This window comes from Nitratireductor sp. B36 (assembly GCF_020833685.1).
Lineage (GTDB): Bacteria > Pseudomonadota > Alphaproteobacteria > Rhizobiales > Rhizobiaceae > Nitratireductor.
In genome coordinates this window covers 651,828-676,222 of sequence record NZ_JACKZY010000003.1, presented here as the reverse complement: position 1 = coordinate 676,222, position 24,395 = coordinate 651,828, and the positions used below count along the sequence as shown (strand labels likewise).

Annotated in this window: 21 protein-coding genes and 1 riboswitch; of the genes, 9 read left to right on the top strand and 12 right to left on the bottom strand. The window is 60.9% G+C overall.

All coding sequences use genetic code 11. The annotated features are described in order from the left end of the window. The first annotated feature begins 20 nt into the window (after positions 1-20). The 3 genes from odhB (at position 21) to lpdA (ending at position 3,823) form a co-directional block, all read left to right on the top strand. Positions 21-1,562: a 2-oxoglutarate dehydrogenase complex dihydrolipoyllysine-residue succinyltransferase gene (gene odhB, locus H7H48_RS14960; RefSeq protein WP_229449840.1), complete on the top strand. Its 1,542-nt coding sequence runs from the start codon at positions 21-23 to the stop codon at positions 1,560-1,562. A gap of 66 nt (positions 1,563-1,628) precedes the next feature. Continuing rightward, complete coding sequence (locus tag H7H48_RS14955) at positions 1,629-2,384, top strand: SDR family oxidoreductase (protein WP_229449839.1); 756 nt, start codon at positions 1,629-1,631, stop codon at positions 2,382-2,384. A gap of 32 nt (positions 2,385-2,416) precedes the next feature. After that, the gene (gene lpdA / locus H7H48_RS14950; RefSeq protein ID WP_229449838.1) at positions 2,417-3,823 is read left to right on the top strand and encodes a dihydrolipoyl dehydrogenase; all 1,407 of its coding nucleotides are present in this window, start codon (positions 2,417-2,419) and stop codon (positions 3,821-3,823) included. 54 nt (positions 3,824-3,877) lie between these two features. Here the strand turns inward: lpdA and H7H48_RS14945 are convergent, their stop codons facing one another. The 5 genes from H7H48_RS14945 to H7H48_RS14925 all read right to left on the bottom strand — a co-directional run bounded on the left by H7H48_RS14945 (position 3,878) and on the right by H7H48_RS14925 (position 8,931). Next, entirely contained in the window at positions 3,878-4,081 is a 204-nt protein-coding gene (locus H7H48_RS14945; RefSeq protein WP_229449837.1) for a hypothetical protein, read from the bottom strand. Positions 4,082-4,153: 72 nt separating this feature from the next. After that, positions 4,154-5,227 carry a TraB/GumN family protein gene (locus H7H48_RS14940; protein ID WP_229449836.1) on the bottom strand — a complete coding sequence of 358 codons (1,074 nt, stop codon included), beginning with the start codon at positions 5,225-5,227 and terminating at the stop codon, positions 4,154-4,156. 67 nt (positions 5,228-5,294) lie between these two features. Then, positions 5,295-6,236, bottom strand: a complete 942-nt coding sequence (locus tag H7H48_RS14935) for a tyrosine recombinase XerC (protein ID WP_229449835.1) — start codon at positions 6,234-6,236, stop codon at positions 5,295-5,297. Positions 6,237-6,468: 232 nt separating this feature from the next. Then, positions 6,469-8,280, bottom strand: a complete 1,812-nt coding sequence (locus H7H48_RS14930) for an ABC-F family ATP-binding cassette domain-containing protein (RefSeq protein WP_229449834.1) — start codon at positions 8,278-8,280, stop codon at positions 6,469-6,471. A 3-nt stretch (positions 8,281-8,283) separates the two neighbouring features. After that, positions 8,284-8,931 carry a thiamine diphosphokinase gene (locus H7H48_RS14925; RefSeq protein ID WP_229449833.1) on the bottom strand — a complete coding sequence of 216 codons (648 nt, stop codon included), beginning with the start codon at positions 8,929-8,931 and terminating at the stop codon, positions 8,284-8,286. A gap of 94 nt (positions 8,932-9,025) precedes the next feature. Continuing rightward, positions 9,026-9,139: riboswitch (TPP riboswitch) on the top strand. A gap of 37 nt (positions 9,140-9,176) precedes the next feature. On the opposite strand from H7H48_RS14925, the gene thiB reads away from it, so the two are divergent. From thiB to H7H48_RS14905, 4 genes are all read left to right on the top strand, one after another. Then, on the top strand, positions 9,177-10,181 hold the full coding sequence (gene thiB / locus H7H48_RS14920) for a thiamine ABC transporter substrate binding subunit (protein WP_229449832.1): 1,005 nt from the start codon (positions 9,177-9,179) through the stop codon (positions 10,179-10,181). A gap of 19 nt (positions 10,182-10,200) precedes the next feature. Next, positions 10,201-11,799 (top strand): thiamine/thiamine pyrophosphate ABC transporter permease, encoded by a 1,599-nt coding sequence (gene thiP, locus H7H48_RS14915; protein ID WP_229449831.1) that lies wholly within the window; start codon positions 10,201-10,203, stop codon positions 11,797-11,799. Then, complete coding sequence (gene thiQ, locus H7H48_RS14910) at positions 11,796-12,542, top strand: thiamine ABC transporter ATP-binding protein (protein ID WP_229449830.1); 747 nt, start codon at positions 11,796-11,798, stop codon at positions 12,540-12,542. The genes thiP and thiQ overlap by 4 nt, the downstream gene beginning before the upstream one ends. Positions 12,543-12,713: 171 nt before the next feature. Then, entirely contained in the window at positions 12,714-14,201 is a 1,488-nt protein-coding gene (locus H7H48_RS14905; RefSeq protein WP_370633405.1) for a M48 family metalloprotease, read from the top strand. A gap of 40 nt (positions 14,202-14,241) precedes the next feature. Here H7H48_RS14905 and H7H48_RS14900 read toward each other — a convergent pair whose 3' ends face one another. The 7 genes from H7H48_RS14900 to H7H48_RS14870 all read right to left on the bottom strand — a co-directional run bounded on the left by H7H48_RS14900 (position 14,242) and on the right by H7H48_RS14870 (position 22,979). Further along, positions 14,242-15,099: an RNA polymerase factor sigma-32 gene (locus H7H48_RS14900; protein WP_229449829.1), complete on the bottom strand. Its 858-nt coding sequence runs from the start codon at positions 15,097-15,099 to the stop codon at positions 14,242-14,244. Between the two features lie 335 nt (positions 15,100-15,434). Next, positions 15,435-16,007 carry a CarD family transcriptional regulator gene (locus H7H48_RS14895; protein ID WP_229449828.1) on the bottom strand — a complete coding sequence of 191 codons (573 nt, stop codon included), beginning with the start codon at positions 16,005-16,007 and terminating at the stop codon, positions 15,435-15,437. 379 nt (positions 16,008-16,386) lie between these two features. Continuing rightward, the gene (gene fdxA, locus H7H48_RS14890) at positions 16,387-16,725 is read right to left on the bottom strand and encodes a ferredoxin FdxA (protein ID WP_007007554.1); all 339 of its coding nucleotides are present in this window, start codon (positions 16,723-16,725) and stop codon (positions 16,387-16,389) included. A gap of 138 nt (positions 16,726-16,863) precedes the next feature. Beyond that, entirely contained in the window at positions 16,864-17,253 is a 390-nt protein-coding gene (locus H7H48_RS14885; RefSeq protein ID WP_229449827.1) for an RNA-binding S4 domain-containing protein, read from the bottom strand. Between the two features lie 9 nt (positions 17,254-17,262). Next, a complete protein-coding gene (locus H7H48_RS14880; protein WP_229449826.1) occupies positions 17,263-20,298 on the bottom strand; it encodes a helicase-related protein in 3,036 nt (1,011 codons plus the stop codon). A 668-nt stretch (positions 20,299-20,966) separates the two neighbouring features. Further along, positions 20,967-21,686 (bottom strand): acetoacetyl-CoA reductase, encoded by a 720-nt coding sequence (gene phbB / locus H7H48_RS14875; protein ID WP_229449825.1) that lies wholly within the window; start codon positions 21,684-21,686, stop codon positions 20,967-20,969. 108 nt (positions 21,687-21,794) lie between these two features. After that, a complete protein-coding gene (locus H7H48_RS14870) occupies positions 21,795-22,979 on the bottom strand; it encodes an acetyl-CoA C-acetyltransferase (protein WP_229449824.1) in 1,185 nt (394 codons plus the stop codon). A 302-nt stretch (positions 22,980-23,281) separates the two neighbouring features. On the opposite strand from H7H48_RS14870, the gene phaR reads away from it, so the two are divergent. Both phaR and H7H48_RS14860 read left to right on the top strand, forming a co-directional pair. Further along, the gene (gene phaR / locus H7H48_RS14865; protein ID WP_229449823.1) at positions 23,282-23,893 is read left to right on the top strand and encodes a polyhydroxyalkanoate synthesis repressor PhaR; all 612 of its coding nucleotides are present in this window, start codon (positions 23,282-23,284) and stop codon (positions 23,891-23,893) included. A 44-nt stretch (positions 23,894-23,937) separates the two neighbouring features. Further along, positions 23,938-24,366, top strand: coding sequence for an ACT domain-containing protein (locus tag H7H48_RS14860; RefSeq protein ID WP_229449822.1), 429 nt, complete (start codon positions 23,938-23,940; stop codon positions 24,364-24,366). The last annotated feature ends 29 nt before the right edge of the window (positions 24,367-24,395 follow it).

The window sequence follows — 24,395 nt, the reverse complement described above, 5'->3', positions numbered from 1 at the left end:
AAGCGACGGAGAAAAACGACATGGCGACCGAGATTCGGGTTCCCACACTGGGCGAGTCCGTTACCGAGGCAACCATTGCCCGCTGGATGAAATCGGTGGGTGACACGATCGCCACCGACGAGCCACTCGTTGAGCTGGAAACCGACAAGGTTTCCATTGAAGTGCCCGCGCCCGCTGCCGGCACTCTCGATGAGATCACCGTCAAGGAAGGCGAAACCGTCGAAGTCGGCGCGCTCCTCGGCATGATTGCCGCGGGCGAAGGCGCCGGCAAAGCAAAACCAGAAACCAGTCAGGCCGGCGAAAGCTCGTCCGGTACGAAAGAAACCCAGGAGGCAACCATGGCCGGCGGCGGAAAAATCGTCGAGGTGAATGTTCCATCGGCGGGCGAATCCGTCACCGAAGCCCAGGTCGGCGAGATCTACAAGAAGGTTGGCGACGCGGTGAAAACCGATGAAGCCATTCTTGAACTCGAAACCGACAAGGCGGCCCAGGAAGTGATGTCGCCGGTCGATGGCGTGATCACTGAGATGGTGGTTGCATCGGGTGACGAGGTCGAAGTCGGGGCGCTTCTCCTGCGCATCGAACAGGGAGCCTCTGCCGGCGCCGCAGCGCCCAAGGCCGACAAGCCGGCCGAGAAGGAAGCCCCCGCGGCGAAGAAGGATGACGATGGCGGACGTCCGCCCGCACCCTCTGCTCAGAAGCTGATGACAGAAAAGGGCATGAAGGCTTCGGACGTTGCCGGTTCCGGCAAAGACGGCCAGGTGCTGAAGGGCGATGTGCTGGCAGCGCTTGAGGGCGGCGCACCGAGTTCACCGGCTGAAAAGCCCAAGGCAGCCCGCCCCGCTTCTCCGGCCGAGGACGAGAGCCGTGAAGAGCGCGTGAAGATGACACGCCTGCGTCAGACCATCGCGCGCCGCCTCAAGGATGCGCAGGACACTGCCGCCATGCTCACCACCTTCAACGAGGTGGACATGACGGCGGTCATGGAGATGCGCAAGAAGTACAAGGAGCTCTTCGAGAAGAAGCATGGCGTGAAGCTCGGCTTCATGGGCTTCTTCACCAAGGCGGTGTGCCATGCGCTGAAGGAAATCCCGGCTGTGAATGCCGAGATCGACGGCACGGACATCATCTACAAGAACTTCTGCCATATCGGCGTTGCCGTCGGCACCGACCGCGGTCTCGTCGTGCCGGTGGTGCGCGATGCCGACCAGATGTCGATCGCCGAGGTGGAGAAGGAAATCGGTCGTCTGGGTCTCGCGGCCCGCGATGGCAAGCTCTCCATGGCTGACATGCAGGGCGGCACATTCACCATCTCCAATGGCGGTGTCTATGGCTCGCTGATGTCGACCCCGATCCTGAATGCGCCGCAATCGGGCATTCTGGGCATGCACAAGATCCAGGAGCGGCCCATGGTGGTCGGCGGCCAGATCGTCATCCGCCCGATGATGTATCTCGCGCTTTCCTATGATCACCGGATCGTTGACGGCAAGGAAGCCGTGACTTTCCTCGTGCGCATCAAGGACGTGCTCGAGGATCCGGAACGACTGGTCCTCGACCTCTAGAAAAGCCGGGCGCGGAAGGCGGATGTCTTTCGCGCCCTTGTCCATCCGGCGAGATCAGGAATGGCGATGATGCAGTCAGCAAAGACACTTCTGGTGACAGGCGGGAGCCGCGGCATCGGCGCTGCGATCTGTCGACTGGCGGCAAGCGCGGGATATCGTGTAGCAGTCAACTATGTTGCCAACCCTGACGCAGCCGAAACCGTGGTCCGGAATATCGAACAAGCGGGCGGCGAGGCCTTCGCCGTCAAGGCTGACATGGCCGAGGAAAGCGAAATCCTGGCCATGTTTGAGGCCGTTGACCGGCGCTTTGGCCGGCTCGATGCTCTTGTCAACAATGCGGGCATTGTCGACCGCAAGGCGCGCGTCGACGAAATGGACCTCGCTCGCTTCGAGCGTATGATGCGTATCAATGTGATCGGCACGATGCTGTGCGCCCGCGAGGCGGTGAAGCGCATATCCACACGCCACGGCGGCAAGGGCGGTGCCATCGTCAACATATCTTCCATCGCCGCAGTGCTTGGTTCGGCAGGCGAATATGTGGATTACGCAGCCTCCAAGGCAGCGGTCGATACCTTCACAATGGGGCTTGCCCGCGAAGTTGCTGAGGAAGGCATCCGTGTCAACGCCGTGCGGCCCGGCATCACCGATACCGAAATCCACGCCTCCGGCGGCCAGCCGGACAGGGCGCAGCGGCTTTCGGGTCTGATCCCAATGAAACGGCCTGGCACGGCAGAGGAAATCGCCCGCGCCGCGCTCTGGCTTCTCTCCGATGAGGCGTCCTACTCCACGGGCGCCATTCTCAATGTCAGCGGCGGTCGATAGCCGACGCAACGGAATTCAGGAAAGGCACGAACATGTCCTATGATCTCGTCGTGATCGGCACCGGCCCCGGCGGCTATGTCTGCGCCATCAAGGCGGCTCAACTCGGCCTCAAGACAGCTGTTGTCGAGAAGCTCTCCACCCATGGCGGCACCTGCGTCAATGTCGGCTGCATCCCCTCCAAGGCGCTGCTGCACGCCACGGAGATGTTCGCGGAAGCCGGCCATGGCCTTGCCGATCTCGGCGTTGAGGTGAGCAAACCCAAGCTCAATCTCAAGAAGATGATGGAGCATCGCGTCAAGACGGTCGAGCAGAACACCAAGGGTCTCGACTTCCTGATGAAGAAGAACAAGATCGATGTCCTTCGCGGCTTTGGCAGCATCGCCGGCAAAGGCAAGGTCAGCGTTAAGGGCGACGACGGCAAGGAACAGTCTGTCGAGACGAAGAACATCGTCATCGCCACCGGCTCCGACGTCGCCGGCATTCCTGGCGTCGACGTGAAGTTCGACGAAAAGGTGATCGTCTCCTCCACCGGCGCTCTGGAGCTTTCCAAGGTCCCTGAGCACATGGTGGTTGTCGGGGGCGGCGTGATTGGCCTGGAGCTGGGTTCCGTCTGGGCCCGCCTCGGTGCCAGGGTGACCGTGGTCGAATATCTCGACACCATTCTTGGCGGCATGGACGGTGAGGTCGCCAAGCAGTTTCAGCGTATGCTCGGCAAGCAGGGTTTCGAGTTCAAGCTCGGCGCGAAGGTCACGGACGTAACCAAGGCCGGCAAGGGCGCGAAGGTCACTTTTGAGCCGGCAAAGGGCGGAGACGCCGAAACCGTCGAAGCAGATGTGGTTCTCGTTGCGACCGGCCGCAAGCCGTACACAGAGGGCCTTGGCCTTGATGCCGTGGGCGTGGAGCTGGATGAGCGCGGCCGTGTAAAGACCGACGAGCATTTCAAGACGAATGTCGATGGCATTTACGCGATTGGCGACGTGATCGCCGGTCCGATGCTCGCGCACAAAGCCGAGGATGAAGGCGTCGCCGTGGCCGAGATCCTCGCCGGACAGGCCGGGCACGTGAACTATGATGTGATCCCCGGCGTGGTCTATACAAGCCCGGAAGTCGCCTCCGTCGGCAAGACCGAAGAAGAGCTTAAAAAGGCCGGCGTGGAATACAACGCCGGCAAATTCCCCTTCTCGGCCAACGGTCGCGCCCGCTCCATGCTCAAGACGGATGGTTTCGTGAAGGTGCTCGCCGACAAGAAGACGGATCGCGTGCTGGGCGTTCACATCGTCGGTTTCGGCGCCGGCGAGATGATCCACGAGGCAGCGGTTCTGATGGAGTTCGGCGGCTCGTCGGAAGACCTGGCCCGCACCTGCCACGCACACCCCACCATGTCGGAAACGGTCAAGGAAGCCGCACTCGCCACTTTTGCCAAGCCGATCCACATGTAATCCGACAGGGGTTTAAACAACGACGAAGCCCCGAAGCGAAAGCTTTGGGGCTTTTTACTCACCATCACCGGTGGGAATACTGTCGTTGACAGCCTCCGGCACCGTGGTGACATGTGGACCGAAGAAGCCGCTTCCTGAAATCGCCATGAAGACGAGTATGGCGAGCGCGGCGGCGATGGCGCCAATCACAAACCCGCGCGTTCCCGCCGAGCTTGCGGAACGGTGTTTGGGATTCTCGTTTGGGTTTTCGTCTTGCATGACGTCACTCCAAAAACCCTCCCCAGCACCATCACCACGATAACACGCGTTTAGTTAGCCGGAACCCTAAATCTACCGCACGCCTTCAACTGAATAACCCTGTGCACGCAGAAGTTCGATGAGGCCTTCCTCCCCGGGCAGATGCAATGCTCCAACTGCGACAAAGGCATTGCCCCTGTCCAGTATGGGCCGCACCCGCTCAGCCATTGTTCCATTGCGCGCTTTGACCATTGCCTGATCGAAGGCAGCGTAATCACCCGAACCCTCTTCCTGCTCGGGGATTGCAACACGGATCAGTGGCCAGAACATGCCGGTCTCTCCCTCGGCGTAGAGCGACACCATGGTTTCCATCACGTCGTTCAGGCCATCACCCAGCGCCAACGTCTCTACCAGGCCACGCACATGCATTTCCATGGGCAGAGAGGCCATGGCGTCCAGTTGCTCAACCGCCGTCTCAAGACCCAGAAGCTCTTTGCCGGCGTTTTGCGCATCCCCGGCGAGTTTAACGTCCAGGATCGGCATCCCGGCTTCCTTGCGCTGAATTTCGCAGGCAGGCAATGCCACCAGCGAGATCAACATCCATGGCTTCATCTTCTTCACGCTGGCGAACGAAATACCGCGCAGCTCAAGCGCATCCGCCACCGTTTGACGCTCGGCCCCGGCCAGGTGATCGCCAAGCGTTTCCTCACCGGTGAACATCATCAGTTCCGGGCGTTTAAACATGGCTGCAGCCATTTTGGACTGATCGAGAATATCCGTTGTTTCGATGACGACGCGTTCCGCCGCGTCGAATGCTTGGCGAGCATCCACGGGAAGAGTGACCACGCGCGGGTCGCTCATATGCATGGTGCCGAAAAGATAAGAGGGCGCAACGCCCTCCTTCTCGACCCGCCAAAGGAGTCCGCTGCCATTCGGCGTCTCCGCCGCCTGTCGTCGCACCTCTTCAAGCGCGGCCGGGTTCTCTGCGGCGAGTTCCGTCAGGAGGTTTGTGCCCGAACAGACAATCTCATCCGCCTTTGCCGGCTTTGCCATCAGCAGGCCGAGGACCAGCGCCAGCAGCAGGAAAAGCGGAAAGGCAGCAGCGCACAGAAAAAGGCGGTCAACAAACCGCTCGGTTGCGGTGGTGGCTTTTGCATGCGTTTTCATGGCGCCACGCTAGCGGCAAATCCCGGCGAAACCGTTAAACCGCCACCACAAATTGCGAGCAATGGCTTCAGGCCCGCGGATGGGCGGCATCGTAGATTTCGAGAAGCCGCGCCGTGTCCACACCCGTATAGACCTGCGTCGTGGAGAGGCTCGCATGGCCCAGAAGCTCCTGGATCGCGCGCAGATCGCCGCCGCGCCCAAGAAGATGCGTGGCGAAGGAATGCCTGAGCGCATGCGGCGTTGCTGTCTCCGGCAGGTTGAGCGCGGAGCGCATACGCTTCATCTCGCGCTGAATGATCGCAGGCTGCAACGCACCGCCACGCGCGCCGCGAAAAAGCGGCCCGTCGGCCTCCAGATGATAAGGGCAAAGGCGCTGATACTCGGCGACCGCCTCGGCGGATACCGGCAGCACCGGCACAAGCCGTGTCTTGCCGCCCTTGCCGGTGATCCTGAGCGCGCCTTGGCGCAGTTCCCCGACCTGGCCGCCTAGAAGCCCCAGCGCCTCCGAAATGCGAAGCCCGGCTCCATAAAGCAGCGTGAAGACGGCGGCATTCCGCGCCGCGATCCACGGTTCCTCGGCAAGTTGCCCCTCGCCCGAGGCAACCTTGCGCGCATCGGCGGCCGTTAGCGGCTTGGGCAGCGCGCGCGGAGCACGCGGCGCCTTCAGCGCAGCCGCAGCCGCTGCGTTCACCAGCCCCCGACGCTCCAGATACCGCAGAAACGAGCGAACCCCGGCAAGCCCGCGCCCGAGCGTGCGCGCTCCCGCCCCCTTGCCCCGCCGAAAGGCCAGAAAGGCGCGCAGGTCCGCCGGGCGCAGCTCGGCAATGTCGGAGAGACCCGGTGCCTCGCCGCAATGCCCTGTGAGAAACTGCAGAAACTGCCGTGTGTCGCGCTCATAGGCATCGACGGTCAGCGCCGAAAGACGCCGCTCATCGGCCAGCGAGGCAAGCCACCTGACACGGGCCTTCTGGAGGTCGGGCTTTGCGGAAATGAGGAAATCCTGGTCCATACGCGGCATTCTGAACCAGTCTGGTTAGCGAGCGGTGAAGGCGGCTTCCTTCTCCCCGCCTGCGGGGAGAAGGTCCCGGCAGGGGGATGAGGGGTTGGCGCTGACGCCGCGCTTGTAAAACTCTCGCGTATTGCGGTTTCACAGAACATGGCGCTCGCCCCTCATCCTCACCTTCTCCCCGCCGGCGGGGAGAAGGGGGCTTTGAAGTCGGTGTCCAAAAAAGCAAGAGGTGCTATGCGCCCTCAACCTCCTCGCGCAGCATCTCCAGCTCCAGCCATTCCTCTTCCATCGTCTCCCGGCTCGCGCGCTTTTCATCAAGCTCTTTGGAATAGCGCTGAAAAGCGGCTGCATCCCGCGTGTAGAGATTCGGATCGGCGAGTTTCTCTTCCAATGCCGCGATCTCATCCGCCAGCTCGTCGATTTTCTTTGGCAGCGTCTCCAGCGCGAATTTCTGCTTGTAGGAGAGCTTTTTCGAACCGGCCTTGGGCGTGCCTGCATTGCCGGCTGGCTTCGCCTTCTGCTGCTCGGCACTACGGGTCTTGCGCCGCTCCAGCTCCTCGCCCTTGCGCTGCGCCATCATGTCGGAATAGCCGCCGGCATACTCGATCCAGCGGCCATCGCCCGCAGGCGCAATGGTGCTCGTCACCGTACGGTCGAGGAAATCGCGGTCATGGCTGACGAGCAGCACCGTGCCGGGAAAGTCCTCGACAAGCTCCTGCAGAAGGTCGAGCGTCTCCATATCGAGATCGTTTGTCGGTTCATCCAGAACCAGCAGATTGGCCGGGCGTGCGAGGAGCCGGGCCAGAACCAGCCGCGCGCGTTCACCGCCCGAAAGCTCGCGGATCGGTGTGCGCGCCTGCTCGGGTTTGAACAAAAAGTCCTTCATGTAGGAAACGACATGTCGCTCCTGCCCATTGACGACGACGCTGTCGCCGCGCCCGTCGGTCAGGAAGTGAGAGAGCGTCTCCAGCGGATCGAGCGCTCGCTTCTGGTCCAGAATGGCGATGTCCAGATTGGCACCGAGCCGCAGCGATCCCTCATCGGGCTCAAGCTTGCCTGTCAGAAGATTGATCAGCGTCGTTTTGCCGGCGCCATTGGGCCCGACAAGGCCGACACGGTCGCCACGCAGGATGCGCGCGGAAAAGTCCTTGACCACCTGCAGTCCGTCATAGGATTTGGCGAGCCCCTTCGCCTCGATGACAAGCTTGCCGGATTCAGCGGCATCACTGGCCGCCATGGTCGCCACGCCTTCCGCGCCGCGGTGGCTGCGGTGTTTCTCGCGCAGCGCCTGCAACTCACCAAGGCGGCGCACATTGCGCTTGCGGCGCGCGGTCACGCCATAGCGCAGCCAGTGCTCTTCGCGCTCGATCTTGCGGGCGAGCTTGTGCTGCTCGCGTTCTTCCTCTTCGAGCACCTGATCGCGCCAGTCCTCAAAATGGGCGAACCCCTTGTCGAGCCGGCGCGTCACACCCCGGTCGAGCCACACGGTTGCGCGGCTTACCTTTTCCAGAAATCGGCGGTCATGCGAGATGGTGACCAAAGCGGAAGAGGTCCGTTGCAACTCTTCCTCAAGCCACTCGATCGTGGCGAGGTCGAGATGGTTGGTCGGCTCATCGAGCAGTAGCAGATCCGGCTCCGGCGCAAGCACGCGGGCCAGTGCCGCACGGCGCGCCTCGCCGCCAGAAAGCGTCGCCGGGTCTTCATCGCCCGTGAGCCCCAGCCGGTCGATGACCAGCGCCACCCGGTTGATGTCGTCGGCAGGCCCAAGCCCCGCCTCCACATAGGCGCGCACGGTCGCGAACCCCTGCCAGTCGGGCGTCTGCGGCAAATAACGTATGGTTGCCGTCGGTTGGCGGAAGATCTCGCCATCCTGCGGCTCCACGAGCCCGGCGGCAATCTTCAACAGGGTCGACTTGCCGGAGCCATTCCGCCCCACCAGCGCAAGCCGCTCGCCGGGGCCGACCATCAGCGAGGCACCGGCCAGCAGCGGCGTGCCACCGAAGGTCAAACGAATATCATCCAGCTTTAAGAGTGGCGGCGCCATGGTTCAGCGTTCTCCGTCATTCAGTAGATGCGCCATGAACAGCGCCCGGCCCTTTTTCAAGGTTATCGAGAGGTCGCCCTCAACGACATTGGAAAGTGTCAGAGACGATCCGAAGGGCACCTCCACGGCATCGAGCGGCCATTTCGCGCCTTCGACCGTGAGGCCGGAAAGCTCCGAAAAGCCGAGGATCGAAAACAGTGTTCCATCAGCATAGGCGAAGCTGTGGCGCCGCCCCGGGACGAGCGGCACGCCTTCCTGATGCCCGCTCGTCAGCTTCGCGGCAATGCCGCGCTCGGAGAGCTGCAATGCCTGCGCGAAATGCAGGAACATGTGGTCGGCCCGTTCGCCACCAAAGGCGCCGGCCAGCAGAAGGCTTGTCGCCCCGGCCTCCAGAGCTGCCGCAATCGCGATCTCGCCGTCGGTCTTGTCCTTCTCGGAGGGAAAGGTGCGGCGCGCCACGTCGACATAGGCATCCTCAAACCCGTCGGGCACGGAATCGAAGTCCCCCACCCAGAGCTCGGGCTTCACATCCAGAAGCGCAGCATGGCGCATGCCCGAATCCGCTGCGATGATGCGGCTGTCGGCGATTTCGGCATCAAGGGCCGGTGTCCGGGTGAGGTCTCCGCCAAGGAGAAGGGTAAATCGGCTCATGGGCGAGGCCCATATCATGCCGGCGGGCCAGCGCCAACGGCGTTTGCACCATTCACCCCCCTTGCGGAGCTGCGCACCGCGCCCTATTTTCCCGGTCGCTCTAACGGGGTGCCGGCGCATTGTCGGCTGAGAGGCTTGGGAAGAACCCAACCAACCCGCGGAACCTGATCCGGCTGATACCGGCGGAGGGATTAGACGCTTTTCACTCAGCGCCTCATTCCCAGACCAGAAAAGAGGAGGCGCAGATGCGCACCACCACCCTGCTTTCCACCCTGGTGCTCGGCACATTGGCCCTTTCCGGGCAGGCATTCGACCAGAATAAGCTCACAGTGTACACCTATGAGAGCTTCACATCCGACTGGGGCCCAGGCCCACAGGTGGAAAAGGCGTTTGAGGCGGAATGCGGTTGCGACGTGGAATTCGTTTCGGTCGCCGATGGCGTGGCACTGCTGAACCGTGTCCGGCTTGAGGGCAGCTCCACGAAAGCCGACATTGTGCTCGGCCTCGACAATAATCTTCTCCACGAGGCGCAGGAAACCGGCCTCTTCGCCCCCCACGGTATTGATACGGCCAAGGTAGAGGTGCCGGGCGGCTTTGAGAACGACATTTTCGTACCCTTCGACTATGGCTATTTCGCCTTCGTCTACGACACCGAAGCCATCGAGACACCACCGGCAAGCCTGAAGGAACTGGTGGAGGCCGAGGGTGATCTGAAGATCGCCATTCAGGACCCGCGCACCTCCACACCGGGCCTAGGTCTTCTGCTCTGGGTCAAGGCCGTCTATGGAGACAAGGCATCAGAAGCCTGGAGCCGGCTGCAGGACAAGGTGCTGACGGTGACACCCGGCTGGAGTGAGGCCTATGGACTGTTCACCAGCGGTGAGGTTCCCATGGTGCTCTCCTACACCACCTCGCCCGCCTATCACCGCATCGCCGAGGATACGGAGCGCTACAAGGCAGCCAGCTTCGCGGAAGGCCATTACCTGCAGGTGGAAGTGGCGGCACAGACGGTTGCGGGCGCAAAAAACCCGCTGGCGCAGAAATTCCTCGCCTTCATGACCGGTCCCGGCTTTCAGGACGCCATTCCCGAAACCAACTGGATGTTCCCGGCCGGAGAAACCTCCGGCAAGTTGAATCCGGTTTTCGATGAACTCGTCAAACCGACCAAAACGCTCGAGTTCCCGCCTGAAGAGGTGGCAAAGAACCGGAAGACATGGGTCGATGAGTGGCTTTCGGTGATGAGCCGCTAAGCACACCCCGGTGCCAGCCATGGACAGACGCATAACCGCAGGGCGTGTCGCGCTAGCGGCCGTCGGCCTGCTTGTCAGCGGAGCCTTTATCGGCCTCGCATTGGAAGCGGCACGCCAGGGTTCTGGCGTGCTGGATGCGTTCGATGCATGGCTTCTGCGCATTGCCCGTTTCACGCTCTGGCAGGCCCTGCTTTCCACGCTGCTCTCGGTGCTCCCTTCGATCCTTCTGGCGCGTGCGCTGGCGCGGCATCCGGCCTTTCCGGGCCGCGCCTTCATCCTGCGCCTGTTCGCCGTGCCGCTTGCGCTGCCAGCCATTGTCGCTGCCCTTGGCGTGCTCGCGCTCTATGGCCGCGCGGGCTTCTTCGCGCCATTCCTGTCGGTCGCCTTCAACGAGCACTGGCCTGGCATCTATGGCCTTTCGGGCATTCTGGTCGCCCATGTCTTCTTCAACCTGCCGCTCGCAACGCGGCTCTTCCTGAACGCGCTTGAAAGCGTGCCGGCAGACCAGTGGCGTCTTGCAGCCCAGCTTGGCATGGGCGCGCGAGCCTCGTTCCGGTTTCTCGAATGGCCGGCCATGCGCGCTGCCCTGCCCGGCATTGCCGGGCTCGTTTTCATGCTGTGCGTCACGTCCTTCACCATCGTCTTGCTACTCGGAGGAGGCCCGCGCGCGACCACACTCGAAGTGGCGATTTATCAGGCCTTGCGCTTCGACTTCGACCCTGCCCTTGCACTGGTGCTCACCCTCATTCAGGTGGCACTGGCGGGCAGCATCGTGTTGGCAATGAGCCGCCTCGGCGCGTCCTTCAGCGGCGATGCAAACCTCCCCGTCGCACCCCGACGGATCGTCTGGCATACGCCCGCAGAGACCGGTCTTAACGCAGCCCTCATCCTTGTCGCCCTCTTCTTCGTTGCAGGGCCGATGGCGGCAACCGTGGTCGCTGGCCTGAAAGCCGATCTCGGACGCCTTGCCACCGAAAGCGCGGTCTTTGCGGCCACCGCCACCAGCCTTGTTTTCGCGAGTCTGTCGGCCCTCCTGTGCCTCATCCTGTCACTGGCACTGGTCGCGGCCCGGCGCGCGCTGGAAATGAAACGCGGCGCCCTGCCCGCAACCCTGCTGGAGCGCGCAACCGACAGCGGTGCTGCCATGGTGCTCATCGTTCCGCCGCTGGTCATCGGTGCTGGCTGGTTTATTCTCCTGCGCCATGTGGGCAATGTCTTCGCCTTCGCGCCGGTCATGGTCGTCACGGCCAATGCGGTAATGGCCATGCCCTTCGCCATCCGTGCCATTCGTCCGGCTTATGATGCCGCCAGCGCCCGCCATGAAAGACTGTGTCTCTCACTTGGCATTACCGGGTGGAGCAGGCTACGCCTTGTCGACTGGCCTGCGCTCAAACGTCCCGCTGCCACCGCACTCGCCTTCGCTGCCGCCCTATCTCTGGGCGATCTCGGCGTCATCGCCCTGTTCGGCTCCGATCAGGTGCAGACGCTGCCCTATCTCCTGCTGCAGCGCATGGGCAGCTACCGCACGGCAGATGCCGCCGGCCTCGCTCTTTTCCTGGGGCTTCTCTGTCTGGCATTGATGTTCATCGCCGATCGTCTCGGCAGGGAGAAGACATGATCAAGACCGCCGCTGGACATGGCGCGCAAATCGCTCTGGAAGCGCTGCAATTCGCTTATCCGGGGGGGAGGCCGATGGCGTTCGATGCAACAATCGCGCCATCCGATATTGTGGCCGTTATGGGCCCAAGCGGTTCGGGCAAATCGACGCTGCTCAGTCTGATAGCCGGCTTCGAGAAACCCACCGCGGGCCGCGTTCTCATAAATGGCGAAGATGTTTCCCGGCTCAATCCTCACCGCAGGCCTGTTTCCATGGTGTTTCAGGAAAACAATCTCTTCGCGCATCTCACCGTCGCCCAGAATGTGGGGCTTGGCCGCTCTGCTTCCCTGAAATTGACCGAGGAAGACCGGGCAGCGGTTTCGGATGCTCTTGCCAGAACCGGCCTCGCCGGCAAGGAAGACCGCTTACCCCAGGCGCTCTCGGGCGGAGAGCGCCAACGTGTGGCGCTTGCGCGCGTATTGATTCGCAGACGCCCCGTCCTTCTGATGGACGAGCCCTTCGCTTCGCTCGGACCTGCCCTGCGTGATGAGATGCTCGATCTCATCACCGAGCTGCACGCCGCGCAAGGAATGACAATTCTGATGGCGACGCATGATCCACGCGATGCAGAGCGGCTTTGCAAAACGATGATCTTCGTGGAAGAAGGACAGGTTTCCGCCATTGGCACAACCGATGCGTTCATCTCTGGCAAGGCATCGGACGCCTTCAACCGCTATATAGGCGCGCGCCGCGAAATCAACTAAGCTCCAAGAAATGGATTCCCCTTTTGCAGCTTATGCGCTAGACGATGCCCCCGATGGGACATGATGCAATGCTGAGGGAACCAAAAGCGCGGCTGGCTGGTTGAGGCTGGTCATGCTTTGGACAAGATCAACCGGAAGGACATTCACTTGTCCAATCGAGCGCCCGCTACCATGAACTTCCTGCCGCCCGCGCGGTCATCGTCGCGCAAAACTGTCCTGGCCCTGACGCTCACCGCGCTCCTCTCCGGCTGCCAGATGATCCCGACCGACACGGGCAGTTTCATGCCATCCTCCAACCCGGTCACGGTGGACACGGTGACACGCGGTGACCGGCTGGCACGTCTCGCCCGCCAGCAGCACCCACGTATCCTCCAGACCTATGGCGGCGAGTATTCCGACGCGAAGCTCGAACGAATGGTAGCCAAGGTCGTCGGCTCGCTGACGTTGGACGAACAAAACACCGGCGCCGCCTATCGGATCACGATACTCAATTCACCGAACGTGAACGCGTTCGCCCTGCCCGGCGGCTACCTTTATGTCACACGCGGGCTCTTGGCGCTTGCCAATGATTCGGCGGAGCTTGCCGCTGTCCTGGCCCATGAAATGGCACACGTGACCGCCAATCATGGCATCGAGAGGCAGAAACTGGAGGCGGAAGAAAAATTCGCTTCCAAGGTGGTCAATGAAGTGGTGGGCGGTCGCGATCAGGCGGCGCAGGCTGCACTGGTTCGCGGCAAATTGCGGCTTGCGCAATTCTCCCGAAACCAGGAGCTTGAAGCCGACCGTATTGGCATTCGCACCACCTCCCATGCCGGCTACGACGCGTTCGCCGCGGCTCGTTTCCTGCAAGCGATGGACGCCTATCAGGGCTTTCGCAGCGTCAGCGGCGCGACGGACGCCAGCCTCGACTTTCTGGCCAGCCACCCCAACGCGCCACGCCGCATCGAGCTCGCGCAACGCCATGCCCGTGAACTTCAACAGCCCAACGCGGCGGGCAAGCGAGACCGCGATTCCTTCCTCGCTGGTATCGACGGCATGATCTACGGCGATTCCCCGGAAGAAGGGTTTGTGCGCGGACGCGACTTTCTTCATCCAAGGCTCGGCGTCGCCTTCCGCGTTCCCCAGGGCTTCATCATCGACAACTCAGCGAAAGCAGTCACCGCCGTCGGACCCGAGGACATCGCCGTCCGTTTCGATGGAGCCACCGTTCCGCAGGGAACATCCCTGACCGATTATCTGACGAGTGGCTGGGTTGCCGGGCTTGAGCCCGAGACAATCCGGACCCTCACCATCAATGGCTACCCGGCCGCCAAGGGACGCGCCAGCGCCGATGGCTGGCAGTTCGATGTGACGGTGATCCGTTCGGGCGGACAGGTCTATCGCCTGCTGACCGCCGCCCCCGCAACGAGCGGCGAACTTGAAAAGGTTGCCGATTCTGTCGGTCAGAGCTTCCGCGTCCTCAATCAGGCGGAGCGCGCGGCGCTCACCCCCCTGCGGATCCGCGTGGTCACGGTTCAGCCTGGCGAAACGCTGGCTTCGCTGGCTGCACGCATGCGCGGCGTGGATCGGAAGGTAGAGCTTTTCCGACTGCTGAATGCTCTCGGACCCGGTGCGTCACCTTCAGCGGGCACCAGGGTGAAGATCGTCACCGATCAATAGCGTTTGTCATTTGTCTTATCTTTCAGAAGCGCAGTTTGTCTCAGGCTGCGCCCCCGAGGAGCGCGGGATGCTCACGAACAAGCACGCCGCGCAACTTCTCGATCGCCCTGCTTTCGATCTGACGAACACGTTCCTTTGATATTCCGAGCGCGGTGCCCAGCGCCTCAAGAGTCGCCCCGTCGTCTGACAACCGGCGCTCGCGTATGATCTGTAATTCGCGCCGATCCAGAACATTGAGCGCCTTGGCGAGCCACACCGCACGCCGCTCACCGTCGATCATGTGCTCGACGGTTTCATCCACGGGATCGGCATCGGAAGGTATAAACTCCATCCGCTCCGCAGACGCCTCGCCTTCATCGCGCATCGGTGCGTTGAGAGACAAGTCGGGTCCGGACAGCCTCGCATCCATCATCGCCACGTCGGCGGTTGAAACGCCAAGAAGTTTGGCCGCCTCTTCGTGAATCTCGGCAGAAGTCCCCATGCTTTTCTGGAGCTTCGCCCTCAGACGGCGGAACTTGAAGAAAAGCGCCTTCTGGGCGGAACTCGTCCCACCGCGCACGATCGACCAGTTGCGCAAGACATAGTCCTGCATCGAGGCGCGTATCCACCATGTCGCATATGTGGAGAAACGGACGCCGCGCTCGGGATCAAACCGGGCTGCAGCCTCCAGGAGCCCGATATGCCCCTCCTGTATGAGGTCAGCCATCGGCAGTCCAAAGTTTCGAAAACGGCCAGCCATGGCGATAACCAGGCGCATATGAGCGACGGTCAGTTGATGCAGCGCTTGCTGATCCTGTGTTTTCGACCAGCGTTTTGCCAGATCTTGTTCTTCTTCCAGCGCCAGATATGGCGCTTTCATCGCATTCTCGATCAGTTTGCGTTCCGCCCGGTCTTGCATCATGCACTCCCGCGTTACGAGCCAGCCTCCGACAACGGAGAGCGGGCCACCAAGCCCACACGCACTGGCTTAGCCATGCGCTGTCCAAACATTCAAAGCGTCGCTGACGCCCCGTTCAAACATGCGCGGCCGCGCCAGTGGCGGACGTCTCGCCGGCGGTAAGAGGCCTTTTGAAAGCACCGTGAACAGGGTTTCTCAGGCCCAGGCAACGAGACATCACTTAAAGTAACGAGTCGGAAACACGAAAAGTTCCAGCCGCGAGCTCGTATGACACCGAACAACAAAAAACCCGGCTAGAGAGCCGGGTTCCTTGGAAAGTGTTGGGGAGGGACGTTTTACGCCGCCTCGTCCTTCTCGGCTTCCTCATTGTCGGCTTTCGCACCACGGCGCGGACCCTTGTTCAGGTTCGTCTCGATCAGGCGCACAGCTTCGGTTTCCGACATGCGATTGACGGCCGCGATCTCGCGCGCCATGCGGTCGAGTGCGGCTTCATAGAGCTGACGCTCCGAATAGGACTGCTCCGGCTGATTGTCGGCACGATAAAGATCGCGCACGACTTCCGAAATGGAGATCAGGTCACCCGAATTGATCTTTGCATCATACTCCTGGGCGCGGCGCGACCACATGGTGCGCTTCACGCGGGCACGGCCCTGGACGACCTTGAGCGCACGATCGACATAATCAGTTTCGGAAAGCTTGCGCATGCCAATGGACGTCGCCTTGGCGACCGGAACCTTGAGGCGCATCTTGTCCTTCTGAAAATCGATGACGAACAATTCCAGCTTGTGACCGGCGACTTCCTGCTCTTCGATCGTAACGATCTGCCCGACGCCGTGCGCCGGATACACGATATATTCGCCAGTCTTGAATCCCTGACGCTGCGCCGATTTCTTCTGCTGGGTGGTCATCCGCCTAACACTCCTGTTCTAGTGGGGCATGCCGGCATCGCCTCGCCTCGACGATAACCTATGCCCATACGCCTGCCGGCTTTTCGGACGCACGAGAAATTTCAAGCTCTGGGAAATGGTGACAGCCCTGTACCGAAGGCCCGCCACGCAAACCAATACACCCTGACCCAGATAGCCCCGGTCCGGATTTTGAGCCCCACCTTTCAGTGATTAGTCTGTGTGCGCCATCAAAAGACGTGTTGTCACCGGCATGATTTCGTGAAGCTACCACAAAAAGCCGAAAGAATCAAGAATTTGACGCATGTGCGAAGATGTCGCGGCAGAATCCTGCGCGATTGCCACGTCTATTTGCATTATGCCCCACGGACGTAAAGTGGGTTCAATCTCCTTCGCCGGGCTCCGGCGAAAAGTACTGCTCCAGCTTGTTTTCGACGCCATCAAATTCCTTGGCGTCTGCCGGAGGCTCTTTCTTAGCGGTGATGTTGGGCCATTTTTCGGCATATTCGGAATTCAGCTGAAGCCAGCTATCCAGACCTGGCTCAGTATCGGGCTTGATCGCCTCTGCCGGGCATTCCGGTTCACAGACACCGCAGTCGATGCACTCATCCGGATGGATGACGAGCATGTTTTCACCCTCATAGAAACAGTCCACCGGACAAACTTCTATACAGTCCATGTACTTGCACTTGATGCAATTGTCGGTGACGATATAGGTCATTGGTGCTCTCGGCTGACAGCTTCTTGGAATGTCGAGAGGTGAGGTATCGCCTTTGAAGGGCGGTTGCAAGGCCCGTTATTGCGCCGCAATCGTCGCAGGCGAAATCCCATTCCTACCTTTGGAGACCTGTTTTCGGATTCAGCCGTCGTCGCGCCACCGATCGAGCGCGCGACGCTCCTTCTTGGTCGGGCGTCCGGTCCCCAGATCACGCTTTGGCGGCTGTGACGCTACCAGGATCTCTTTCGGCGGGGCAGGCGGAGTCATGTCTTCATAGAGCAGACGTGCCTCTTCCGCGGGGCCACGCCGCGCCCCAGGCGCCAGAACACGGTATACAAGGATACGCCGGTCAAGAGAGATGGTGAGCACGTCGCCCACCTTGATCTGGTAGGCGGCCTGCTCGATCTTGTTGCGATTGACCCGAACTCGTCCCGCCTGTGCGAGCTTGGCAGCGAGTGAGCGTGATTTCACCACCCGTGCAAAGAACAGCCACTTATCGATGCGCTGCCGTTCTAAAGCTGTCCCGCTCATTGCATGGCGCTACTTCTTCAACTGGTCCTTCAGTGCAGCGAGCTTGGCAAAGGGTGAATCCGGATCGATCCGAGCCGGCCGCTCCTCGCGCGGACGATGCGCAGCTCCTTTGCGTTTAAAGCTCTGCTTGTCACCGTCCTTGCGTGGAGGTTTGCCTCGCTTTTGGGCCCCCTCGCGTTCCTGACGCCCGCGCCCCTGCTGGCGCGGACTTCCCTTGCCCGCACCATGGCGCTTTCGCCCATCGAAACGAGCCTGCCGCCAGATGAGAACCGGCTTCGGTTCTTCTTCCTCGACGGATGCATTTTCGGCCGAAGCCTCGGAAGCAGGCGCTTCAGCCACAGCCTCAGCTGCTGCATCCGCGGTGGTCTCAGCAGCCGCAGGCGTTGCGGTCTCGGCGGGTGTCTCCGCCACAACGGTCTCTGCCTCTGCTCCCTCATTTGGCTGGGCAGTGGCCTCCTCGGTCGCCGCGGCCGTTTCCGTCCCCTCAGCCACGGGCGCGGCTGATTTGAGTTCCTCGGCCTTTTGTGTCGCTTCCTTTTCCGCAGCCGCCTCGTCGAGCGCCTTCAGATGCGCGGCCACCTCTTCAGCTGATTTCGGCTCTCCACGATAGCCCAGCCCCTTGAGGATCGCTTCCATATCGTCAGCGGTCGCACCAAGAATGGACATCATTGCCGGCGTGACCACAAAGGCAGCACCGTCATAACCGCCTTCAGGCCGCGCGCCCGCTCCCGGCTTCCACGACAGCGCAGGTCGAATAAGATCTGCAAGGCGCTCAAGAATATCGACACGCACCGCACGGCGACCGAGATTGCGATAGCCCGCGAGCCCGTAAAACGCCTTTTCAAAGGTCGGATCGGTGACGATAGACGTGCGCCCCGCGGCAAGCGCGTTCACGACATCCCCATAGCCCGACTTGTCTTTAGCGTCGTTTTTCAGCGCCCACAGAAGTGTCAGAAGCCCTGCAGGAGCGGGTTTGATCAGCGCAGGAACAAAGATGTGATAAGCGCCAAAGCGCACGCCAAGGCGGCGCAACGAGGCGCGCGCGTCCTGATCGAGAGCGCGAACGTCTTCGGCCACATTGCGGCGATTGAGCACGCCGAAATTCTCGGCAAGCTGGAAGGCGATCCCGCGCGCCATTCCCGAAAGACTTTCAGTGTTGCGAAGGTCCACCAAGGGCTTCAGTAGCGACTCGATCTGATATGTCACAAAGCGTTCGGCACGGGCAGCCACCTTGTCGCGTGCCGGCCCGGTAAGCTGCTCATCTGCCAGGAGCACCACACGCGGCTTTAATGCATCCTCGCCAGCCACCAGGGTTGCGATAGGCTGTCCGAGCCAACGCAGCAGACCATCAGAATCGAGCGCCAGATCTCCATTGCCCGATGAGGCAAAACGCTCCGCACGAGCTTCATACTCGGCCGCGAGCGCTTTTTGCGCGGCTGCCTTGACGGCGCGCGCATCCTCGCCCTCCGCCGAACGGTCGGCAGTAAAGCGGAACCCTAGCATCTCACCAACATGGTGCCCCTCGACAAGGACTTCGCCAACGGGGCTGATTTCTGCTTCCGGCATTGCATTCTCTCTCAGGCGCTTCATGAGCACGGAAGTCCTGCGGTCCACAAAGCGTTTCGTCAATCGCTCATGCAGCGCATCGGACAAACTGTCCTCAATCTCTCGTGTTTTTTCTTGCCAGTGTGTCGCATCGGCCAACCAACCGGGCCGATGCGAGACAAATGTCCATGTGCGGATCTGCGCGATCCGCTGCGATAAAGTGTCGATGTCCCCCTCGGTAGACGAGGCACGTTTGACCTGTTCAGCCATATAGTCTTCATCGACATGGCCCATTCGCGCCAGATCAGAAAAGACTGCACCAACAATTTCCGCGTGCTGGGCCGGTGCTATACGCCGGTAATCGGGCAGCACACAGGCTTCCCACAGAAGCCCGACGCGTTCGCGCCCTTCCGCCAGCTTGCGTATGTCCTCATCCCGCGACAGAAATTCGAGCACTTTGGCATCCGCAGCAGGCAGTGCGCGAGTGAGCCCCTCAACCGGAGGCGGCATATCGAGAGATGCCTTGAGAGCATCAACGCTTGAAAAGTCGAACGCGGCCGTGCGCCATTGCAGCACCTTGACCGGATCAAACTCATGCGCCTCGATACGATGGACCAGCTCATCGGCGAATGGGTCCACCTGGCCCGTCACACCAAAGGTTCCGTCCCTCAAATGTCGGCCTGCACGTCCGGCGATCTGGCCGAGTTCCGACGGATTGAGGTCGCGATACTGGAAACCGTCGAACTTGCGGTTTTGCGCAAAGGCAACGTGGTCCACATCGAGGTTGAGCCCCATGCCGATGGCATCCGTCGCCACCAGATAGTCAACATCGCCGGATTGATAGAGCGCCACCTGCGCATTTCGGGTGCGCGGGCTCAACGCGCCAAGCACCACGGCGACACCGCCGCGCTGGCGGCGGATCAGTTCGCCGATCGCATAAACCTCATCGGAGGAAAAGGCCACGATGGCCGAGCGACGCGGCAGCCGCGTGATCTTGCGCGAACCGGAATAGGTAAGCACCGACATGCGCGGCCGGGTTATGACCGAAAGGCCCGGTAGCAGCTTTTCCAGGATGCCGCGCATCGTGCCGGCACCCAGCAGCAGCGTTTCCTCGCGGCCCCGCAGGTGCAGGATGCGGTCGGTGAAGATATGCCCGCGCTCGAGATCAGCGGCAAGCTGCACTTCGTCGATGGCGACAAAGGCCACATCCGCCTCACGCGGCATTGCCTCCACAGTACACACCGAGAAGCGCGCGCCCGGCGGCGATATCTTTTCCTCGCCGGTGATCAACGCCACATGCTGCTCACCCACTTTGGCGACAACACGCGTGTAAACCTCGCGAGCCAACAGGCGCAGTGGCAGGCCTATTATCCCGCTCGAATGCGCCACCATACGCTCAATGGCGAGATGCGTCTTGCCCGTGTTGGTAGGGCCGAGGATGGCTGTGACGTTGCGCCCCGAAAGTGTCCGGGGACTGGCATTCTGATTCTGGAAATTCATAGGGCCCGGAAAGCCGTCTACCTCAGCGAAAAAAGGCGAGCACACGGGTTAGCACGCTTTGCCTTCGCATTCCAAGGCAAGACTGACACTCCGCCGACAAAGCCTGCCCAAACGGGGAGGAGAAAAATTCGCTTGTTAAGGTTTGGAACGAGTCTGGAACGAATCAGCGACGAATCACTCACTTCGAGTGTTTCCCGTTTTGTTCACCCCAATATGCTGTGCATCGCTCAGCACGTGGGCCTACATGCTGAATCGGCACCTTGCCCAAATGGTATGAAACCGGGGATGAGCGTTAACTTTTGAGCGAAAGGCAGAGGACCGCGTCTCTTCTTCCCGAACAAGCATAAGATTTCGTTAGGAAAATTTGCTGAGCGGTTAACGGGTTTTCGACGCTTCGAAGACCCACGCGTTAACACTTCGACCAAACCCGGAACGAATCGGCGACGAATCAGTGATGCCGAAATGTTCCTGATACGTTCGCCACTACATCTGGTGTTTTCCACCAGCTGTCGACAGATAAGGAACAGCTTATCCACAGGGCCGGAGTGTCAGGATGAATGCCGCGTTAACCAAATTGCTTCAATTTGATACAGAGATACGCAAAGCACGACGCTCGCTTTTCTCCACAGCACCGGGTCACTCAGCCGCGCAATGCAGCAGTTTTTCCTTCAGACGAAGTACTGTCCGCCATTGACCGTCAATGTCGACCCGGTCATGAACCCGGCCTCGTCCGAAACCAGAAAAAGCACGGATCTTGCAATCTCCGAGGCCTCGCCCAACCGCCCCACCGGGATCTGGGCGATGATTTTCTCGCGCACGGCTTCCGGCACAGCCATCACCATGTCTGTGGCGATATAGCCCGGGCAGATCGCGTTCACTGTCACGTTGAAGCGCGCCCCCTCCTGGGCCAATGCCTTGGTGAAACCGATCTCGCCGGCCTTGGCCGCCGAGTAGTTGGCCTGCCCCATCTGGCCCTTCTGACCGTTGATGGAAGATATATTGACGATGCGACCGAACCTGCGTGACCGCATACCGGCAAAAACCTGATGCGTCATGTTGAAGACGCCGTTGAGATTGACATCGACAACCGCGCGCCAGTCTTCCACCGTCATCTTGTGGAACATCACATCCCGCGTGATTCCGGCATTGTTGACCAGAACGTCCACCGGCCCGAGATCGGCTTCGATCTTCGCAACACCTTCGGCACAGGCATCATAATCGGCGATCGACCATTTGTAGGCGGCAATGCCGGTTTCCTCGGCAAACCGCGCCGCCGCCTCGTCATTGCCCGCGTAATTCACCGCGACCCGATAGCCAGCATCCCTGAGGGCTGTTGCTATTGCCGCGCCAATGCCACGAGTTCCACCGGTAACAAGTCCCGTCTTCATGCAGGTCGCCTCCCTGAAAATGAATCGTCCCCGCCGCCTTCGCCCCATTGTGCCTGAGCGATAAGCCGGCTGGCACGCGACGTCTGCCGCCGCGTGCCGGCAAACAATCTACAGCGCTTCCACGCACATGGCGACGCCCATTCCGCCGCCAATGCAAAGCGTCGCCAGCCCCTTCTTCGCGCCCCGGCGGCGCATCTCGAAGGCCAGCGTGTTGAAAATGCGTGTGCCCGAAGCTCCGATCGGATGGCCGATGGCGATCGCTCCGCCATTCACGTTCACGATCTCCAGGTTCCAGCCCATATCCTTGTTCACGGCACAGGCCTGTGCGGCAAAGGCCTCGTTGGCTTCGACCAGATCGAGATCTTCCGCCTTCCAGCCTGCCTTTTCCAGCGCACGGCGCGAAGCGGGGATCGGCCCCGTGCCCATGATCGCCGGATCGACACCTGCCGTTGCCCAGGACGCGATGCGTACGAGCGGCGTCAAACCACGGCGCTCCGCCTCGCTTTCGCGCATCAGAACCACTGCAGCAGCACCGTCATTGATGCCTGATGCATTGGCCGCCGTCACGGTGCCCTCTTTGTCGAAGGCCGGACGCAGCTTCTGCATACCCTCAAGGGTCGCGCCATGACGGATATACTCATCCTCCGAAATGACCGTCTCCCCCTTGCGGCTCTTCACGGTCACGGGCACGATCTCGTCCTTGAAACGCCCGGCCTTCTGAGCGGCCTCCGCCTTGTTCTGCGAGGCGAGCGCAAAGGCGTCCTGCTCCTCACGCGTGATCTGAAACTGCCGCGCCACATTCTCCGCCGTGATACCCATATGATAGCCGTTAAAGGCATCCCAAAGGCCGTCGCGGATCATCGTGTCGATCATGGCGTAATCGCCCATCTTCACCCCGGCACGCAGATAGGCGCAATGCGGCGAGAGCGTCATGGATTCCTGCCCGCCGGCCACGATGATGTCGGCATCGCCCGTAGCGATCTGCTGCATTCCGATGGCGATGGTGCGCAAGCCCGAACCGCAGACCTGATTGAGCACCCAGGCGGTTGTCTCCTTCGGCAGGCCGGCTGCGACCGAAGCCTGACGTGCCGGGTTCTGCCCCTGGCCCGCGGTCAGCACCTGACCGAGAATGACCTCATTCACCTCTTCAGGCGCCACGCCAGCGCGTGAAAGCGCTTCCTTGATGGCAGTGGCGCCCAGTTCGTGCGCTGGCACGGTGGCAAACGATCCGTTGAAAGAACCGACCGGTGTCCGAGCGGCACTGGCGACGACGATGGCTTCAGCTGTCGACATGAAGACTTCTCCCGTGAAAAGGCGATACGTAAAATTGTGCAGCCCGTGCAACGGACTGACTTCATCCGCATTTGTCGCGGCTAATAAGTGACGAGTCAAACGGTAGTGTGCAGCGCAACAACTGTTGCGCGTCGCCGAAGAAAAGCGACCGCGTCTTCGCCCCTGCGAAAACCGCTTTCATTCGACCGGATTTTGCGCATATCCTGCCCCTGGTCCTTGAATCCAGGGCATCGTTATTCCAGGTCGACGGAAGAGACGACCGGAAGCGACGCCATAGACACCGTGCTACGGGGAGGTCAGTAATGCCAGCCAAGGACGACCCGATCGTCATCAAGAAATACGCCAATCGCCGTCTCTACAACACCGGCACCAGCACCTATGTGACGCTGGAAGATCTCGCTGAAATGGTGAAACGCGATGAAAATTTCGTCGTGCAGGACGCCAAATCCGGCGACGACATCACCCATTCGGTTCTGACCCAGATCATTTTTGAATTGGAGAATGACCGCAACGGACAGAACATGCTGCCCGTATCCTTCTTGCGCCAGCTCATCGCCTTTTACGGCGATCAGATGCAGATGGTTGTTCCAAGCTTTCTCGAACAATCCATGATGGCCTTCTCGAAAGAGCAGGAGCGCATGCGTGAGCAGATGAACAAGGCCTTTGGGACCTCCTCAATGGACATGATGGGCATGTCAGCTCCAATGAAAATGGTGGAAGAGCAGACACGCCGAAACATCGAGATGTTTCAAAATGCAATGCGCATGTTCACACCGATGTCTGGCGCTTCCGAGCCACCCGCGGCTCCGGAAAGGGACGCGGGCAATGACACGCACCGCTCCGACGATCTGAAAGATTTACGAGAGCAGATTGCCGCGATGCAACGCAAGATTGATTCAATGGGCGATTCCTGACCTGAAGCTCTTTCCCAACTGAACTTCCCTTCGGACTGCACGAGATGACCGACCCTGTGCGCGACCGGCATTCTATGCTTTCAGGCCTGACGCCGGTGCTGAGTGAGGGCATCTATGTTTTCTGCAGCGTCCCCCGCCAGGATACCTCTGAGACGCTCATCAAGGACGCGCTCTGCGTTTTCAAGGAAGAGGAGGGAACGACGCTGGTCGTCTCCCTGCAAAGCGCCAGGGCACATGGCTTCGACACAGATATGCCGATGCGCCGGATCGTCCTTGGCGTCTATTCGGCGCTAGACGGTGTGGGGCTAACCGCTTCCGTGGCCACGGCGCTGGCAGAGGAAGGCATTCCTTGCAATGTGATCGCTGCTTTCCATCACGACCATGTATTCGTGCCCGAACAGCTCGCGGAAAAAGCCCTTTCTGTCCTTCACGACGTTCAGCAGCGCGCTGAGGTGAATGCGGCAAATGGGTAGCCCAAACGAAAAAGGCCGGTCGAAGACCG

What these genes read in the sequence shown, in the direction of transcription:
- odhB (WP_229449840.1), top strand. Translation starts at nt 21, where the DNA reads ATGGCGACCGAGATTCGGGTTCCCACACTGGGCGAGTCCGTTACCGAG.
- H7H48_RS14955 (WP_229449839.1), top strand. Translation starts at nt 1,629, where the DNA reads ATGATGCAGTCAGCAAAGACACTTCTGGTGACAGGCGGGAGCCGCGGC.
- lpdA (WP_229449838.1), top strand. Translation starts at nt 2,417, where the DNA reads ATGTCCTATGATCTCGTCGTGATCGGCACCGGCCCCGGCGGCTATGTC.
- H7H48_RS14945 (WP_229449837.1), bottom strand. Translation starts at nt 4,081, where the DNA reads ATGCAAGACGAAAACCCAAACGAGAATCCCAAACACCGTTCCGCAAGC.
- H7H48_RS14940 (WP_229449836.1), bottom strand. Translation starts at nt 5,227, where the DNA reads ATGAAAACGCATGCAAAAGCCACCACCGCAACCGAGCGGTTTGTTGAC.
- H7H48_RS14935 (WP_229449835.1), bottom strand. Translation starts at nt 6,236, where the DNA reads ATGGACCAGGATTTCCTCATTTCCGCAAAGCCCGACCTCCAGAAGGCC.
- H7H48_RS14930 (WP_229449834.1), bottom strand. Translation starts at nt 8,280, where the DNA reads ATGGCGCCGCCACTCTTAAAGCTGGATGATATTCGTTTGACCTTCGGT.
- H7H48_RS14925 (WP_229449833.1), bottom strand. Translation starts at nt 8,931, where the DNA reads ATGAGCCGATTTACCCTTCTCCTTGGCGGAGACCTCACCCGGACACCG.
- thiB (WP_229449832.1), top strand. Translation starts at nt 9,177, where the DNA reads ATGCGCACCACCACCCTGCTTTCCACCCTGGTGCTCGGCACATTGGCC.
- thiP (WP_229449831.1), top strand. Translation starts at nt 10,201, where the DNA reads ATGGACAGACGCATAACCGCAGGGCGTGTCGCGCTAGCGGCCGTCGGC.
- thiQ (WP_229449830.1), top strand. Translation starts at nt 11,796, where the DNA reads ATGATCAAGACCGCCGCTGGACATGGCGCGCAAATCGCTCTGGAAGCG.
- H7H48_RS14905 (WP_370633405.1), top strand. Translation starts at nt 12,714, where the DNA reads ATGAACTTCCTGCCGCCCGCGCGGTCATCGTCGCGCAAAACTGTCCTG.
- H7H48_RS14900 (WP_229449829.1), bottom strand. Translation starts at nt 15,099, where the DNA reads ATGCAAGACCGGGCGGAACGCAAACTGATCGAGAATGCGATGAAAGCG.
- H7H48_RS14895 (WP_229449828.1), bottom strand. Translation starts at nt 16,007, where the DNA reads ATGACCACCCAGCAGAAGAAATCGGCGCAGCGTCAGGGATTCAAGACT.
- fdxA (WP_007007554.1), bottom strand. Translation starts at nt 16,725, where the DNA reads ATGACCTATATCGTCACCGACAATTGCATCAAGTGCAAGTACATGGAC.
- H7H48_RS14885 (WP_229449827.1), bottom strand. Translation starts at nt 17,253, where the DNA reads ATGAGCGGGACAGCTTTAGAACGGCAGCGCATCGATAAGTGGCTGTTC.
- H7H48_RS14880 (WP_229449826.1), bottom strand. Translation starts at nt 20,298, where the DNA reads ATGAATTTCCAGAATCAGAATGCCAGTCCCCGGACACTTTCGGGGCGC.
- phbB (WP_229449825.1), bottom strand. Translation starts at nt 21,686, where the DNA reads ATGAAGACGGGACTTGTTACCGGTGGAACTCGTGGCATTGGCGCGGCA.
- H7H48_RS14870 (WP_229449824.1), bottom strand. Translation starts at nt 22,979, where the DNA reads ATGTCGACAGCTGAAGCCATCGTCGTCGCCAGTGCCGCTCGGACACCG.
- phaR (WP_229449823.1), top strand. Translation starts at nt 23,282, where the DNA reads ATGCCAGCCAAGGACGACCCGATCGTCATCAAGAAATACGCCAATCGC.
- H7H48_RS14860 (WP_229449822.1), top strand. Translation starts at nt 23,938, where the DNA reads ATGACCGACCCTGTGCGCGACCGGCATTCTATGCTTTCAGGCCTGACG.